This is a genomic window from Streptomyces sp. NPDC054841 (genome assembly GCF_053611045.1).
Map to the genome: position 1 here is coordinate 26,456 of NZ_JBSGZO010000028.1, position 15,433 is coordinate 41,888.

At 68.9% G+C, this 15,433-nt stretch carries 15 protein-coding genes and 3 pseudogenes; 9 read left to right on the plus strand and 9 right to left on the minus strand.

From position 1 onward, the window contains the following. Positions 1-375: 375 nt before the first annotated feature. The 3 genes and pseudogenes from ACWGI8_RS06675 to ACWGI8_RS06685 all read right to left on the minus strand — a co-directional run. A pseudogene (locus ACWGI8_RS06675) lies at positions 376-489 on the minus strand (IS5/IS1182 family transposase); the annotation flags it as partial. Positions 490-596: 107 nt separating this feature from the next. Next, on the minus strand, positions 597-1,028 hold the full coding sequence (locus tag ACWGI8_RS06680; protein ID WP_453659017.1) for a hypothetical protein: 432 nt from the start codon (positions 1,026-1,028) through the stop codon (positions 597-599). A 200-nt stretch (positions 1,029-1,228) separates the two neighbouring features. Then, positions 1,229-1,492 carry a hypothetical protein gene (locus ACWGI8_RS06685; RefSeq protein WP_453659018.1) on the minus strand — a complete coding sequence of 88 codons (264 nt, stop codon included), beginning with the start codon at positions 1,490-1,492 and terminating at the stop codon, positions 1,229-1,231. An 833-nt stretch (positions 1,493-2,325) separates the two neighbouring features. Here ACWGI8_RS06685 and ACWGI8_RS06690 point away from each other — a divergent pair. Continuing rightward, positions 2,326-2,733, plus strand: a complete 408-nt coding sequence (locus ACWGI8_RS06690; RefSeq protein WP_453659019.1) for a hypothetical protein — start codon at positions 2,326-2,328, stop codon at positions 2,731-2,733. A 39-nt stretch (positions 2,734-2,772) separates the two neighbouring features. Here ACWGI8_RS06690 and ACWGI8_RS06695 read toward each other — a convergent pair whose 3' ends face one another. Next, complete coding sequence (locus ACWGI8_RS06695; RefSeq protein WP_453659020.1) at positions 2,773-3,498, minus strand: DUF4328 domain-containing protein; 726 nt, start codon at positions 3,496-3,498, stop codon at positions 2,773-2,775. Positions 3,499-3,861: 363 nt separating this feature from the next. Here ACWGI8_RS06695 and ACWGI8_RS06700 point away from each other — a divergent pair, with 363 nt between their 5' ends. Beyond that, positions 3,862-4,374, plus strand: coding sequence for a hypothetical protein (locus ACWGI8_RS06700; protein WP_453659021.1), 513 nt, complete (start codon positions 3,862-3,864; stop codon positions 4,372-4,374). Between the two features lie 399 nt (positions 4,375-4,773). On the opposite strand, the gene ACWGI8_RS06705 is transcribed toward ACWGI8_RS06700, so the two are convergent. Further along, positions 4,774-5,313, minus strand: coding sequence for a GNAT family N-acetyltransferase (locus ACWGI8_RS06705; RefSeq protein ID WP_453659022.1), 540 nt, complete (start codon positions 5,311-5,313; stop codon positions 4,774-4,776). Positions 5,314-5,535: 222 nt separating this feature from the next. Further along, positions 5,536-5,688 (minus strand): annotated as a pseudogene (locus ACWGI8_RS06710) (IS5/IS1182 family transposase); the annotation flags it as partial. A 233-nt stretch (positions 5,689-5,921) separates the two neighbouring features. On the opposite strand from ACWGI8_RS06710, the gene ACWGI8_RS06715 reads away from it, so the two are divergent. After that, entirely contained in the window at positions 5,922-7,436 is a 1,515-nt protein-coding gene (locus ACWGI8_RS06715) for a DHA2 family efflux MFS transporter permease subunit (RefSeq protein WP_453659023.1), read from the plus strand. 495 nt (positions 7,437-7,931) lie between these two features. Here ACWGI8_RS06715 and ACWGI8_RS06720 read toward each other — a convergent pair whose 3' ends face one another. Beyond that, on the minus strand, positions 7,932-8,255 hold the full coding sequence (locus tag ACWGI8_RS06720) for an excisionase family DNA-binding protein (protein ID WP_453659024.1): 324 nt from the start codon (positions 8,253-8,255) through the stop codon (positions 7,932-7,934). A 38-nt stretch (positions 8,256-8,293) separates the two neighbouring features. On the opposite strand from ACWGI8_RS06720, the pseudogene ACWGI8_RS06725 reads away from it, so the two are divergent. Beyond that, positions 8,294-8,804, plus strand: a pseudogene (locus ACWGI8_RS06725) (AraC family transcriptional regulator); the annotation flags it as partial. 151 nt (positions 8,805-8,955) lie between these two features. Continuing rightward, a complete protein-coding gene (locus ACWGI8_RS06730; protein ID WP_453659032.1) occupies positions 8,956-9,444 on the plus strand; it encodes a DUF4265 domain-containing protein in 489 nt (162 codons plus the stop codon). Between the two features lie 261 nt (positions 9,445-9,705). Here the strand turns inward: ACWGI8_RS06730 and ACWGI8_RS06735 are convergent, their stop codons facing one another. Both ACWGI8_RS06735 and ACWGI8_RS06740 read right to left on the minus strand, forming a co-directional pair. Beyond that, positions 9,706-10,293: a DUF3592 domain-containing protein gene (locus ACWGI8_RS06735; RefSeq protein ID WP_453659025.1), complete on the minus strand. Its 588-nt coding sequence runs from the start codon at positions 10,291-10,293 to the stop codon at positions 9,706-9,708. A 13-nt stretch (positions 10,294-10,306) separates the two neighbouring features. Beyond that, the gene (locus tag ACWGI8_RS06740; RefSeq protein WP_453659026.1) at positions 10,307-10,612 is read right to left on the minus strand and encodes a hypothetical protein; all 306 of its coding nucleotides are present in this window, start codon (positions 10,610-10,612) and stop codon (positions 10,307-10,309) included. 220 nt (positions 10,613-10,832) lie between these two features. Between ACWGI8_RS06740 and ACWGI8_RS06745 the strand changes: the two genes are divergently transcribed. From ACWGI8_RS06745 to ACWGI8_RS06760, 4 genes are all read left to right on the plus strand, one after another. Next, positions 10,833-11,252 carry a hypothetical protein gene (locus ACWGI8_RS06745; RefSeq protein ID WP_453659027.1) on the plus strand — a complete coding sequence of 140 codons (420 nt, stop codon included), beginning with the start codon at positions 10,833-10,835 and terminating at the stop codon, positions 11,250-11,252. Between the two features lie 289 nt (positions 11,253-11,541). Beyond that, a complete protein-coding gene (locus ACWGI8_RS06750; protein ID WP_453659028.1) occupies positions 11,542-11,820 on the plus strand; it encodes a hypothetical protein in 279 nt (92 codons plus the stop codon). Positions 11,821-11,955: 135 nt separating this feature from the next. Beyond that, the gene (locus ACWGI8_RS06755; protein ID WP_453659029.1) at positions 11,956-12,816 is read left to right on the plus strand and encodes a hypothetical protein; all 861 of its coding nucleotides are present in this window, start codon (positions 11,956-11,958) and stop codon (positions 12,814-12,816) included. 568 nt (positions 12,817-13,384) lie between these two features. Next, positions 13,385-15,190, plus strand: a complete 1,806-nt coding sequence (locus ACWGI8_RS06760) for a protein kinase domain-containing protein (protein ID WP_453659030.1) — start codon at positions 13,385-13,387, stop codon at positions 15,188-15,190. Positions 15,191-15,433: the final 243 nt, after the last annotated feature.

Here is a 15,433-nt window from a genome sequence, read left to right on the forward strand (position 1 = left end):
GGGAAGTTGTGAGCTCCACCGTGTGGCGGCGGCGATCGAGTGTGCGGGGCGGCCGAGCTTGGTCCAGGAGGCCCCCCTGGCCGTCGTAGCGGTACGCCACCTCCGTTCGGGTTTCGTGCTCAGCCCGAAAATCGTTTGGTAGCTGACAGAGAATGCGGCACCGGGATCGCTGAATTCGGTAGCGAACCGCAAGATGCTTCGAACTGGCCCGGTGTTGCGCATGAAATTGCTATCGGACGCAAGAATGCGTGACGCGTCACGAACAGCCGTCACGAGCCGAACGAGTCGGTGATGTACATTCTTGCGCCCGGAACACGTCGCCGCATGTCGAGTTGTCCGATCCTGTTCCGGCTCTGGTACTCCAGTGAGACTTCGTCGGACCGTGCCTCCGGCACTCTGGTATCCCTTGTCGGCCCAAAAGGTGACGCCGGCCTCGGCGAGAACACCGATGATGTCGTGCCCGCCGGCGGCCCGGACGTCGTGGACGGCTTGGGGCTGGGCTCCGGCGTTAGGCGGCTCATGGCGGTTCGGGCGCACCGGTTGTGGCTTCGTTCACGTCCACTCGTGAACGGCGCTTTCTAGGGGCCTTCGCTGTGTCAGGGATACTGGGCCGCCAAGCGCAGCGCGTTCTCGGCATAGGTAACCTCGGTGAGCCGACGCTGATCGATGTACGGCCGGACCTTCGACACGATCGCGGGAACGCTGGGAAACAGAGCAATCACGTCTTCCAGCGCCACGAGCCTCCGGCTGACCAGGAACGCCACAAGCTCCAGCTTCTGGAGAAGATCTTCCAGGGCTTCCCTGTCTTCCTCACCCAGAGCGGCAGCGTCTAACTCACCCATCCGGAGACGCCTGCGCACCTTCCTCAACGGCTCCGCCTGATACTCCTGGTGAATGGTCACTAGCGAATGAAGCGCGCGCGTGTGCTTGGCTTCACGCACCTGTCCTGCGGCATACACGCAGGCAAAGATCACAACTACGGTGCTCAGAGCGCCACTCACGGCTTGAATCGCATCCCAGATGGCCATACCCCTCCCCGAATTGGACGAGCCTTCGCCTGCATACCCAGGGCTGAGGGTCACCACAACTGCCGGACGCCCGCGTCTCGGATCCGCCATGGTGGCCCCTCTCATCACGCAACGTCCTTGGGGGACACAGGAACACCCGCACCACCGCGGCGACCCTCGCGGCCGCCGCCCTCATCGCCCTCATCGCCCTCACCGGCTGCTCATCCGCCGAAGACGAGCCCAAGCCCGCGCCCATCACCCAGGACACGGCCGACAACAGCAACGTCGAGAAGGCCGCCGGCATCCCGGCCGAGCCCACCGGGGCCGAGCGCACCGCGCTCCTCGCCGCCCTCAAGGCCATCAACCCGGCGCTCGTCGCCGACGAGGACAAGGCCCTCGACAACGCCCGCAATCAGTGCTCGACCATCACCGGTGGCGGGAACGCAGACGCCAGCGCGAAAGCCCGGTTCAGCAACAGCCAGCACGAGGTGAGCGACACCGAGGCCCTCGCCATCAACACCGTGCTGAAGGCCACACTCTGCGTCTGAAGTAAGCGCCGTGGCGCCCGACCGGCAAGGGGGCGCCGTGGCCGGCCGCACCACCTCACCAACTCGACGCCCTCGGCATGATCTGGGACAAGCACCAGGCCGCCAGACGGATAGACGCAGAGACGGACCCGGCCCGGTTTTCCGTCCGGGCAGGAGGAGCAGTTCGCCACCTGGCTCAAGCGGGCCCGCAGGGACCGCAAGCTTGTCCAAGGACGCCCGGGCGCTGGCGGAGGCTCGCAAGGAGCGGGCCGCCAGCTTCGCCGAGTCCTGGCCGGGTACGCCGCCGACTGCCCATAGGTCGACGCCTACAACGGTGCCCGTGCGCCGCACGGCCGGTAGCCCGGAGCGGGGCGTACTGGCCGAGATAATGGCTGCGGTCGCCGGGAAGTCCGCCCGATGCCCGCACGGTACGAGCGGCAGCCGGAAGTCGATGTGTGGCAGCTGGTCTGCGGGGTGTGGCTGGCGGCCTGCTCGCGCGGGACGGGTGCTGGCCGGGGCGCGCGTCGTGGACGTCACCCGCCTCCCCGCGCCGCAGACCCGGGGCGAGGGGTACGAAAGCCCGTCGGCCTGGTCGGATGCGGAGCTGACGGTGTGGTGGTCGCGCGCGGTCGCCGAGACCTGCGCGCGGATGGAGAGCGACTTCGAGGCTGAGTCGGCGCACATGGCGGCACGTCTGCTGCTTTTCGGCGCCGCGACTACTTCAGCGACATCGGGGATGCCACCGGCCCCTCCTACTCCCCCGGGCGGTCATCGCCGCGCCCGGGCACATCGTGGCCAAGCTGGAGAAGGAGCAGGCCGCCCAAGGCAGGCACTACCCGCCCCGGTTCGTGGCCGCAGGTCCCGTCACCGGCCACAGCCGCACCGACCAGACGGCAGCCCTGAAGCTGCTGCGCACCGCCTACCCCGTGCTGCCCGGGGACGCCGACAGCGGCCCGGCAACGGTGTCGGAGGCGCCGAGGGGCAGCCGCGCTCGGGCCGCGGCGAGCCACCGGCTCGAGCGCGGCGACGCTGACGAGCGAACCTCCCGCACTGCGGCCGCACCGAGCGACGGCTATGGCTGCTGGATCCCGTGCGGGAGCGAGGAGACCGCGTTCCTCAAGGAGCTGCCCAGGTGGCTGGGCTGGCATGTGCTGCGTCTGGACATGTGGTGCGGGCACGAGGGTGCCGAAGGCGTCTGAGCGAGCTTGTACGGCGCGCGTGGTCCTGGCCGACACGGCCTACGCGGGCTGTTCGGAAGCTTCGGCCGGGCTGTCGTGGCCGGTCCACGTCGCCCTGCGCAGCTGCATCCGGGTGAGCCTGCGCACGACGAAGATGGCAAGCACACCGGCGGCGATGTCGAGGACGTCGGCGACCATCGTCAGTCCCACTGCCTCCTTGACCGGATCCGCCTCCTCGGCACGGGTGTAGTAGCGGGAGGCCAGATTGGTCAGCATCATGTCGCAGACCCACACCGTCCACCACACATTGACGATGGTCACCGGCGTGCGCGGTGCGTCGGGCACGTCGCGCCGCAACTCGCTCGCCGTCCAGATGTCCAGGGTGATGCGGCGCGGGAACCAGAAAGAGACGACCGGCAGGATCCAGCCCCACACCGCCCAGTGCCGAGCCTTGCTGTGAGCGTCGGGCGCGAAGAGCTCGGCGTTCTCCCGCATCTGCCGGAACCAGAGGATGAACACGATCGCGCACATCAGGAAAGTGATGGTCTGGATCACTCCCGCGATGCTGTAGAGGCGCTCGACTCCCTCCACCTCCTCGAGGCCGACCGTATGGAACCCCTCCTCGCCGAAACCGCCCAAAAGGCGGTAGTACTGCGCTCCCGTGATGACCGCGAACACGTCGGCCAGCATGGCCAGGCCGAGCAGCACACAGGTCGCCGCGGCAAGTCCGGTCGGCACCGGCACCCGGAACTCGGGTCTGGGCGTGAACGCGGGAAACGTGGACATTGAAAGACAACCCCCCACAGGTTTGCGACATCCATCCGAGCGGCGGACGCTCGCGGAACCTACGGGGAGAAAAGGCGAGTTGTCCATGCGGTTTGCCCGCGGGAGCGGAAGGCCGGCCGAGAACCCTTCTGATCACACGGGCGGCCAGGGCCCGGTCGGCGATCAGTCGCGTTGTCGGCGGGCCGGCCGCGTCCCGGCAGCGCAGAGGTGAAGCGGCTACGGGGTGCCCCCGCCCTGGCCCACCCGCCGCAACCGGCCGCGCGGAGGCCTGGCTACACGCGTGCGGGGGCGGCCCCGCACTGGCACACTCCCCCTTCTGACCTGGCGCTCCGTACCAGGTCCGCAACACCCAGGGGTGGGACTTTGACACGGTTCAGACATTCCACGGCCACCGCGATCGTGGCCATGCTGCTCGCCGGCTGCACAGGAGAGGGAGCAGCGGCACCGGCCCGCTCCACGACAACCTCGCCCACGCCGGCCGCGAAGGCCTCGCCGCCCGCGGCCCACAAGTCCATGGAGCAGATCCTGAGCGACATTCACCACGCCGCCGAAGGCATCGGTGAAGACCGCATCCGCTTCCTGGAAGACGGGAAGCAGATCACCCGCGAAGACCAGCTCTGCCACGCCAACGGTCTGGTCCTCACCCCGCACGTCCCCGGCCGGCCCGAACTGCTCCAGATGACCAACCGTCTCAAGGGCCGCGGCTGGAAACTCATCGGCGACACAGACCCCGTGCAGGACCTCGCCATCCTCACCTCCAGCTCCTGGCAGCTCGTCCTCGGCAACGCCAAACCCCTGCCCAAGCACCTCGCGGCCAGATCAGCCAGCAAAGGCATGATCGGCGTCTCCGTCATCGGCCGATGCCTCAAAGCCTGACAGGGACCTGCACCGCCGGCTGCCGGTCAGCGGGGCACAGCGAAGGGCTGCGTCGGGAAGAGCGGGCGCTGGTAGGCGGTGGGAAGGGCTGTCGCGGTCACGGCAAGGTCGTGCTGGTTGAAGCTGCGCTGCCCCGCTGGTGCCCAAGGAGCAGGCGAGTGCCGGTGGTGATCGGACGGTAGTCAGATCGCCCCACCACAGCAGGTGCGGATCACCGCCCGTGCGAGGGTCCACAGCGTCTTGCCCGCGATGCCGCTGCCCGCCGACCTGGCCGACGCCGTGTGCGACGTGCTGGATCCCGAGTCCGTTTTCGGCGCAAGCGGCCTGTGCGGGCCGTCGGCCGCCCGCCGTGACCGTGAGAGTGTCGTGCGTTGGCGAGGCGTCGAGGGCGCCGTGGTATCAGTTCCTGTTCCAGCGGAAGAAGAGTTGCTCTCCCCGCCCGGCTCCCAGCCCGATCAGCCGGCCGGTCAGGACGTAGCCGATGTCGGTGGTTTCTCCCGGCTTCAGCACCGTGAACCCCTGCCTTGCGTAGAACGGCTCAAGAGCCCGGCTGGTCTCGAATTCCCCGTAGAGCAGCATGAAGTCGAGCTGCCAGTACAGCTGGGTACAACGCTTGAGCAAGGCCGCGCCCAGGCCCCGGCCGCGGGCGTCCTCGGCAACCGCGAGGGCCTTGATCTTGGTGTACTTGAGCATGGACAGAAGGGCGTGCTGTTCGTAGCCGGCTTCGCTGACGGTCTGGAACACCATGCCGGGTGGAAGGGCAAGGAGTGCGCCGACCAGCTCGCCGTCCCTGTCCTGTGCGACCAGGGGAAGCGTCAGTGCCAGGGCAGCCTCCTCAAGACGGCCGCTGGCGGCTGCACGTGCCAGCGGTTCGGTCATCCCCCGGTCGACGCCCAGCAGCCCCTCCAGCAGCCACTGTCCGCACGTGCCTGCGGCCACCGCCTCGATATGGGTCTGCTCGACGTCGCCGGTAGCCGCCTGAAGCAGTGCGCCGAACTCTGGCTCTCCTCGGGCCGAGCCAGGCGTATGCGGGTCTGTGCGGGCCCGGTTAAGCCGTCCGCCAGTTTCTGCCGAGTCAGCCGCAACTGGGACTGGGGACGACGCTTCTTTGATTTCGCCACCTCACAGTGCTACCCGCGGCGGTACACCGGCACGCTGCGAGCGGCGCCCGCCCTCACCAGCCAGATGAATCTTGCAGTTCAGCCCTCCCCGGGAACGTCCCAGAGCCTCGTCGGCGCGGTGACGAACGGGCCGGTTACGCCGGCCCGGGATCCGCGGAGAACGGGGGCGGGCCCCTGCCGCGTGCTGATGGGCCGGGACACTTGATGCAAGCGGAAAGAAGAGGGCGTAAATGTTCATGCCGGGTCGGTCCAGGTAGGACCGCGGCCGTGACACGGACCACATGCCGATCAGCGTCGGCAAATTGGTTTGAACGTTGTCAGTGGTCCCGGAGAGGATCGGGGCATCCTCGATGAGTTCTGAACACCACCGCGGTCTACCGGTGTGACCCACCACCTGCGCAGGACACCCCCATGACGGAAGGCACCATGTCCCAACCACACGCAGCGCCCACGCTGTCACCCACCCACGTCACCGTCGTGCTGCGGATCCTCGTGCTGTCGACCTTCGTCGTCCTCCTCAACGAGACGATCATGGTCAACGCGATCCCGCGGCTCATGCGCGAGTTCGAGGTCACCGCAACGGCCGCGGGGTGGCTGTCAACGGCGTTCATGCTCACCATGGCCGTCGTCATCCCGGTGACGGGCTGGTTCCTCCAGCGCGTCTCGACCCGGAGTGCCTTCGGCCTGGCCATGGCACTGTTCCTCACCGGCACGGCCCTCGCCGCAGCCGCCCCCGCCTTCGGCGTGCTGCTGGCCGCCCGAGTGATCCAAGCCAGCGGCACCGCCGTCATGATGCCGCTGCTCATGACGACGCTGATGACCCTCGTGCCTGCGCAGGACCGCGGCCGGGTCATGGGCAACGTCACCCTCGTCATCTCCGTCGCACCGGCCCTGGGCCCGGCGGTCTCGGGTGTGCTGCTGCAGCTCGGGTCGTGGCGGCTGCTGTTCCTGGCGGTGCTGCCGATCGCCGGGGCCATGGCCGTCTTCGGCCTGCGCAAGCTGGTCAACATCGGTGAGCCGCGCATCAGCCCGATCGACTGGCCGTCCGTCCTCCTGGCAGCACTGGGCTTCGGCGCCCTCGTCTACGGCCTGAGCGAGCTCGGCGCCGGGGACGCCGCCCAGGCCCCCGTACCGCCGCTGGCCACGACCCTGGCTGGTGCCCTGCTGGTGGGCCTGTTCATGTGGCGGCAGCTCTCGCTGCAACGCTCCTCCGCGCCACTGCTGGACCTGCGCACCCTGACATTCCGCCATTTCTCCGTGACGCTCGCCCTGATATGTCTGTCGTTCATGGCGCTGATGGGCGCGTTCATCATGCTGCCGATGTACCTGCAGGACGTGTGCGGCCTGACCTCGCTGCAGACCGGGCTGCTGCTCATGCCCGGTGGCCTGGCGATGGGTCTGCTCGGGCCGCAGGTCGGCAAGCTCTACGACCGGCTCGGCGCGCCACGCCTGGTCGTGCCCGGCGCCGTGGTGACCGCGTTGTGCCTGGCGCTGTTCGCCCTCGTCGGCGAGCAGACCTCGCCGTGGCTGGTGCTCGCCCTGCACGTGCCCCTGAGCGCCGGCTTGGCGTTCATCTTCACCCCGGTCTTCACCTCCGGCCTGTCCGTGCTGCCGCCGCACCTCTACCCCCATGGCTCGGCCATCCTCGGCTCGCTGCAACAGGTCGCGGCCGCAGCCGGCACCGCCCTGGTCGTCAGCGTCATGTCGGGGCAGGCTGCCGCCGCGGCAGCCAATGGCGCGAGCACCACCGGCGCGCTGGCCACGGGTGTCCGGTGGGGATTCGGCGTCAGCGCGGTGCTGGGCGTACTGGCCGTGCTCGTCGCGCTGCTGGTCCGCACTCCGCCCGCGCCGCAGCTGCCCACAGCGTCCGGGGCACAGGACGAGAACGACACGACTGCAGACAAGACGGCGGGGAGTGCAGACGTGAGCCCGGCCGCCTGACTCGGCCACCGATGCCGGCCGGGGCCTGGACACCCCCACCGGGTGTCCAGACCCACCGCCGGGGACGTACGTCCCTCGACAAACGCGAGCAACACGGCAGGCAACACGCACCCGTAACAAAGCCTGGTGTCGATCCTCTGAGGCCCAGCCGGCTTCTCCAGGGCCTGCGGAGATCGGTGGCCAGGGCCGTGCGAGGCGGAGCTGGGCATAGGCGGCGATGACCCAATGCCGCGAAGTTAGGGTCCCGGAGACGGTGTCAAGGGGGCGTGAAATGCTCTGGGGCCTCTGCTATCCAGGGGATCGACCAAGATCTTCCCGAAAGCAGAGGGCTTCTTCGGGTGCAGCACCTCCACAGTGACCCCGTACACGGCGAACAGCCGCTTCAGCCAGCCCACCCCGAAGCGGGCCAGCCGATTCTCATGGGTGACGCGGACCACGGTCACCGAGCCGTCCGACACCATCGCCAACACCCGGTTGAGACCCGGCCGTTCTCCTTCAGGCCCGAGCCACGGTCCCGGACGACCTTGACGATCTCACCGGTCGAGGTGGCCCGCATTCGGCCTCCTGTGCCCCCAGAGAGAACTCCTGCCCGGACGAGCCGGACACGCGCACATACAGCAACTCCAGGCGCGGACGGGCGGTTGAGGAGTCGCTACCACGCTTCATGTTCTTCACGTCCACGGAGGAGAAACGGCGCTCACGGCCAACCCACGTGAACGGGATCTTGCCGTCCAACGCCCACTGGCGAAGCGTCATCGGGTGTATCCCGAGACGCTTCGCAGCCTTGGACATACGCAGCAACTCCACGCACACGACCATGCATGCACAACACTAGGGTTAACTAAAGAAGTTGGTCAGCCTTCATCACGACGCCGACGCCGGTGGTCACGTCGATGAACGGCGTCGAGGTGACCGGGCAGCGCCCGATGGAGTTCGTGACCGAAGCCGACGTCGTGCTGATCGGCAGCGGAGTGCAGACACGCGACGTGGTCGCCGACGACCGGGATCTCCAGGCTGCTGCTCGACCCTTCGCGACAGCTGATCGGTGCGCAGTGCTCCGGCGCGCTGGTGCTCGCCCGGCTCGGGTTGCTGGATGGCATGCCGGCTTGCACGGACATGAAGAGCCGGCCCTTTGTCGAAGCCTGCGACGTCACCGTGCTGGACGCGTCGTTCCACGCCGAGGGGAACATCGCTACGGCGGGCGGATGCCTGGCGTCCCAGTATCTCGCCACGTGGGTGATCACCCGAACGCTCGGCGAGGACGCCGCACGCGACGTCATCGACTACGTGGCTCCGGTCGGCGAAAATCGGGAGACTGTCGAGCGCGCCATGCGTGCCGTCCACGCGGGCGAGGTCGCACTGCCCTGACGCCCCGCGATCAGCCTTTCGAGGCCGCCTGCCCTCATGGCGACGGCTCCTGGGCGCATCGAGGGCGTGGTCTTCAACCTCCGGCTGCCTCGTGACAGCGACGGTTGATCGCCCGGCTCAGACCCGGTGAGGGGTACTTTTGCCGGTCGGCATGATGGCCGTCATGGAGAACGTGGTCGAGAAGATCAAGGTCTGGTTCCGGTTCGTCCCTCGCGAGGGGTGGTTCGCGCAGGACACCGAGGGCCTGTGGGCGACGAAGCTCGGTGATGACACAGCCCGTGTGCAGAACGCCCCCTTTCTTCAGGACGGGGTGGCCGAGGGCGACGTAGTGCGGTACCAGACCGACTCCGATGGGTTTCATTGGGCTGTCGGGCGGGTCAGTTCCTCCGGCAACTGCACGATCCGTGTTGTGTCCGTGCCCACCGGTCCCCTGGGGCGCAGTCCGCAGGCGGTGCATCAGCGCCTTTCGGCGTTCGGGCTCGGAGGCGAGGTCTTCGGTGAGGACTTCCCGATGGTGGCCTTCACCGCACCGGCAGGCGCGGACTACGCCGGGATCAAGGCCCTTCTGACCCGAGGGCAAGAGGAAGGATGGTGGCACTACGAAGTCGGCTGTGGCACCGACGAATGGTGGAACGCCTGACCTCTGCTGGACTTCTTCGCGGCGAACCGGTGGCACGTGCCGGCTCGAGCACTGCCTCGAACCGGAGCCGTGCTCGACTGGCACCCCGCCCCCGCCATCATCCCGACGGACAGCGGCTGTGCTGGACCAACCGCACCGGCTGGCACCCCATCCGGCCAGGCGGCGCCCCTCCCCCAGACGGCTGACGAGCACGACGGCAGCATCGTTTCTCCGGTGAATCTCACCACCCGGCCGGACGAGCACGACGAGAGTCGGCTGCGGTCAGAGAGTGAGCAACCGGACGAGCAACACCACCAACGTGCCCGCTGTGAACACCGACCCCAACACGGTGAACAGCAGATCGACCGTCGCTACGTCCCAGCCCTGGATCGCAAACCGGCGGGGATCTTCCGGATCGTATCGGACCATGACCAAGGTCCCCACGCCGAAGCCGCCTCCGACGGAACCGCGGCCAAACCTGGATGAGTACTCGCACTCGCGGCCGTCCCGGGTCGTCCAGGCGGCGACCGGATGGTAAAACGTGGCGCCTTCGTCGCCTCGGCTGACTTCATGGCGGACGATCCGACCCTGTGCGGTGACACCTGTGCGACGAAGCGCGCTGGCGCGGCGGAGTCCGTACACGCCGAAGCTGAGGAAGACCACGCCAAGCGTCAGCGGGATGAGCGAGAAGAGCCATTCGCGTTGCATGTCTTGTGCGACGCGTGCGTGAGGGTGTCGGTTGCGAGTGGGGCGGCTGTGGCAGCCTGCCTGCCACCACTGTTCCGCGCCCCGGTTTTTGAAGTCGAGGCAGTCGAAGACGACGGCGACATCCTCTTGCCCGTACGGCGCCTGACGCAGGGCCGGCAGCACATCGAGGATCGCCTCACCACGCGAGCAGCCGGGCCCGTTCGTGCGAGTCGCCCCACGGCGGCGGGTCGTTGTTGCGAAACTCCTCCGGGATCTCGTCCGAGCAGAGCAGCGTGCCCGGGACCGGGTGGTCCCAGCGGGCCTGCCCGCTGACGCTGCCCCGGTTCAGGCTGGCATTGACACAAAGCTCGCCTGCGATGAGCGACCAGGGCGTACGGACCACACGCTGGCGCGCGAGGTCGACCACGGGGACGCCAAAGGCCTCCAGGGAAAGAGCGGTCGGCTGCGCAGGCGCGATGAAAGCGTCGGTCCAGATTCCCATGCCACGGTTCTCACAAGGCGCATCCGCCCAGGGCCAACGCAAATCAGCCCGCCCGCCCGGGAGACGGGCACGCGTCACGCCAGGCCGAGCATCTGCCCGATCACTACCGACAAGCTCCAGCAACTCGCCGCCCTCGGACTCGACTGGGCAACATAGGGCTGTCGACAGCAACACCGGCGTCCGAGCCCAGCCGGGCTGTTCATCAACTCACGGAGGATCCATGGCTTTCGCTGCGAACAGACGCGTCATTTCTCTGGCACTCGCAACCGCGGTCCTGTCCTTGTTGCCCGTCGGGCACGCGAACGCTGCCACCTATCCGACGAGTCAGTACGCGGTCCCCTACGGCCAGACCTACACCAAGGGAACCCTGACCTGGTACAACAGGTCAGTCCAGCTCACCGGGGAACAAAAGTCGGTCAGCACATCGAGCTGCCGCCTGACCTACGTTGCCGCCTACCGCTCCGACGGCGGCCCCAACTACACACGACTGAGCGAACGCACCACCAAGCCGGTGTGCGGCAAATCGATCGACATCTCCGTGACCGTCCCCGCCGACGTCGTCGGCGGAGCGGACTTCCTGTACATCTGCCTGGACGACACCCTCAACCACTTGAACTGCCTGACCTTCAACAGGCCATAACCGCATCGCCCTGGGCTGCGCAGCCCTTGGTGCACACGGCGGCACCGGCTCCGCGACAGTCCCCAGGGCCCACCCAGAGCGGCTGGAAGACGGCACGGAAGCCAAGCTCGGGACGTTCCTGGCGAACACGAAGAGCAGGCGTGCCAAGCTCACCGCCGACAAGCTCCATACGCTGGCCGGCCTCGGTCTGAGTGGGCAGCGGCGTAGCACGGTCAGCCAGCCGCGGACCACCACCTCCCGAGGCCTCGGGACCGTCATGGTGTCGAGCCCTCGGGAGGTGTGGTCCGCCATGGGACAGTTTGTCGCGGCCGCGCCCGTACCCTTACCGCCCAGCTCGCCCAGCGCTGGGGCACCCAACGCCGACGACGGCACGACCATCTGGTCCGAACAACCTCTCCATCCCGCCGGACCCGAGCGGGACGACCTCCGCGGCCCCGACGACTTCGCGGACTTCGACGACTTCGCAGACCTCACCGGCCTCGAGAACGCAAGGGCCCCCGATCCGACGCACCAAACCCGCAGAAACCGGCACCAACTCATGCGATTCATCCACGCCGCGATAGCATGATCCCGCGTTCCGCACCAAGGTGCGCCAGCCTCGCCGAGCTCCGGTCCTGAAATCCTCGAGGTCGCCGCATGATGCCGATCCGATCGAGCACTCGTGACTGACGCGGCCTCGCGTGCGGAGCAACGGGTCGCGCGCGTGCGAGACGATGCGGCCGGACGCTACGCGCTGGCGCAGGAGTTCTACCGGCTCGCCACGGGAGCCCGCCACCGGTACGGCTACGCAGAGCTGAGTTTCATGCGCTGGTCACTCGCCCGTGGCGTGCTCGCACCGGAAACCTCCGACCCGCCGGGCAGTGCCTGGTGGCGCGCCGTCAACGAACGGCTGCTGCGGGACAAGACCGAGGCCCATCTGCTGTCCGCCGGGGCCTCGGGCACAGCCAGCGCCCGCAGCGTCGAATACTGGATGGACTTCATCCGCACGCCCCGACCCGGCCGCTGGTACCGCGCACACAACGCCAGCATCGTCGCAGGCTACCTGCAGCACGAGGATCTGGCCGCCGGCGAGATGCGGGTGGAGCGATTCATGATGAACGTCGCACTGCTGCGCGTCCTGTTCACCCACGCGATGCTCGTGCAGCCGCGCCTCGCGCTCGGCCGGCTGGCCGCCCTCGGTCCTCTGATGGCCGACCCGCGCCACCGGGCCGTCAAGATGTTCCTCGACCTCGGCCGGTCCTTCCCACCCCAATACCCGGTCACCACGCCCATCGAGGAAACCGTCCTCGACGAACACGCCCTCGCCCGCATGCTCGACTACGGTGTGATCGCCCCACGGCTGCCCGCACTCTACGAGTTCTCGGCCGCGTCGCTCAACCAGCCGCGGCTGACAGCCCTGCTGGACGACGGCGTACCGGCCTACGTATGGCCGCACGCGGACCGGCCGATCTGGTTCATCGGCAACACGGGCCCCCACCTGCGCGCCATCGCCCGCGCCACCGGCGTGCGCCTGCTCTGGGAGCCGTCGCCGTTGGCCCCCGCCCGCCGCAGACCGCACCGGTGACGAGCCGCACCGCACCGGAGTCCACGGCAACGTTCGTCGTCACGCAGCCCCAGCGCAATCCGCGATCCAGGGACTGTCGTCGATGCGATCCTGGTCGGTGGATCATGGTTGGCTGATACGTCGCCATGAACTGCCCGGTGCCGAAGGGGACTTCGTGCACCCGTTGCTGCCCCGGGACGTCGACGGGGCGGCCCCGGCCGGATGACCGGACGATGCTGAACCAAGAGCCGTGCCCGCTCCGGCCGGTGGTCGCCGGACACGATATCGGTAGCCGGATCGCGGTCGCGATCGCCCGGCTGCGACCGGATCTCATCCGCGCCCCGGTGCTGACGCCGCCGCTGCCGGGCATGGGTGAGGCGTACTTGGCAGCGTCACTCGCAACCTCGACCCGGACCTCGCAGGGTTCGCCGGGACAGGACAACGACCTCACCAACCCCGGCACAACCTGCCCCCGCGGCCCGTGTACCGGTGCGGCGCGAAGGCCGAGCAGGGAACGAACGCCCCGGCCCAAAGGCGCTGGAGCCACCTGCGCGGGCCCGTGTCACCGGCATCTCGTAGGCTCCCGGCCATGAGCGACGGGGAATCCGGCAGACGGGTCATAGACGGGCGCTTCGAGCTGGAGGCGCGGCTCGGTGGCGGCGGCATGGGCATGGTGTGGCAGGCGCGCGATCTGGTCCTGGACCGGGCCGTGGCGCTGAAGGAGGTACGGCCGCCCGATCCGGGTCTTGCCGAGTACGACCCGCAGGGCGCGGCGATGCTCCGGGCCCGGGTGCTGCGCGAGGCACGGGCGCTCGCCCGTGTCGACCACCCCAATGTGGTCACCATCCACCACGTGGTGGACGGCGGGGAACACACCTACCCGTGGCTCGTCATGGAGTTGGTGACCGGCGGATCGCTCCAGGACCGGCTCGGGAAGGGGCCGCTGGCTCCCGTCGAGGCCGCCCGGATCGGCCGCGAGGTGCTGGCCGCGCTGCGCGCCGCGCACGACGTCGGCATCCAGCACCGGGACGTGAAGCCCGCCAACGTCCTGATGAGGCCCGACGGACGTCCCGTCCTCACCGACTTCGGCATCGCGGCCATCAGGGAGTCGACCGCCCTGACCGCGACCGGATCCGTCATCGGCACGCCCGACTACATGGCGCCCGAGCGCATCTCCGGCGACGAAGGCGGCCCGGGCTCCGACCTGTGGTCGCTGGCGATGATGCTGTACGTCGCCGTCGAGGGGCATCACCCGCTGCGCAGGGGAACCACCCTCGCGACGTTGGCGGCCCTCCTGAGCGAGGAACTTCCGCCTCCCCTCCAGGCCGGAGTGCTGACCGGCTTCCTGAGCACCGTGCTCGTCAAGGACCCGGCCGGCCGGGCGGACGCGGAGAGCGCCGACCGGATGCTCGCGGAAGCGGCCGCGGGCCGGGACACAGCTCCGAATCCTCCGACTGCTCCGGGTGCTCCGGGTGCTCCGGACGGGGCGCGCGGGCCGGGCGGGGCCACCTCGTACCAGTTGGCCCCTCCGCCGGGGCCGACGACCGCACCCTCCACACCCTCCGCATCGGTCGCACCGGTCGCACCGGCCGGGTTCGGACCGCCGGCGGGCTTCGGGCCGCCGGTCGGCTTCGGACCGTCGGCTCCGCACGACGCCGTGCCCGCTCCGGCCGGGCCGCCGACCCCCTACCCGGTGGGCCCCACACGGCCGACGCCGCCGCGCCCCGGCAGCCGTGCCAAGCGCCGGGTCGCGATCGCCTCATCCGTCGCCGGGACCGTGCTGGCAGGAGTCCTGGTGTGGACTGTGCTGCCGGACGGAGGCGGCAAGGACGGCAAGACGGCAGCCAATCCACCCGGCTCGTCCCCGGCCAGGACGAAGGACCCGACTCCCGTACTGCCCACAGCGTCCCGCGCGGCGCCGGCGCCCCAGGCCGACGCGAAGACCGATCTGCTCACCCCGGACGGCATCCGGACGGCGGTGAAGGAGATCAAGGCCACGACCGGCACGGACCGCGCGTGCGACTTCACCGTCTACCGGGACTACGTGTCCGCGGAAATCATGGTCAAGGGCAGCGACACCAAGTACGACAGCTACACCTACCGCCCGGGCCAGGGCGTCCAGAAGGGCATCATCAGCAGCGCGCTGATCGGCGGCGAACGCCCGTTCAGCCTGGACGATTTCGACTGGGACGTCCTTCCCGCCCTGCTGAAGCGGGCGGAGAAGGACCTGAACGTGAAGCGACCGACCATGCGTTACGTCCTGGTCCGCCCTGCCGACGACACGTTCGACACCCCGCTGGGACTGGCCGTCTATCTCGCCGACGACCACGTCACCGGCTACCTGGATGCCGACCTGAAGGGCAAGGTGACCCGGGTGATGCCGGCCCAGAACTGACCGGCCTGCCCGCCGGGCCCGGCGGCGTGGTCGACGAACGCCACCCGGGCCCCGGGGGCCATGGTGAGACCGGGCCCTCGGATAGAACACACCCCGATGCCCGAGCCGATGCGCCGCGCGGTCAACCATCTGGTGTCCGAGGCAGTCGCCCCTCGCCAACCGCTACGCCCACAGGACGCTCAGAGCGTCTGGCGTCGCTGGTCAGCGGCGTAGCCGCCACGTCGCATCGGGCTCGATGCGACG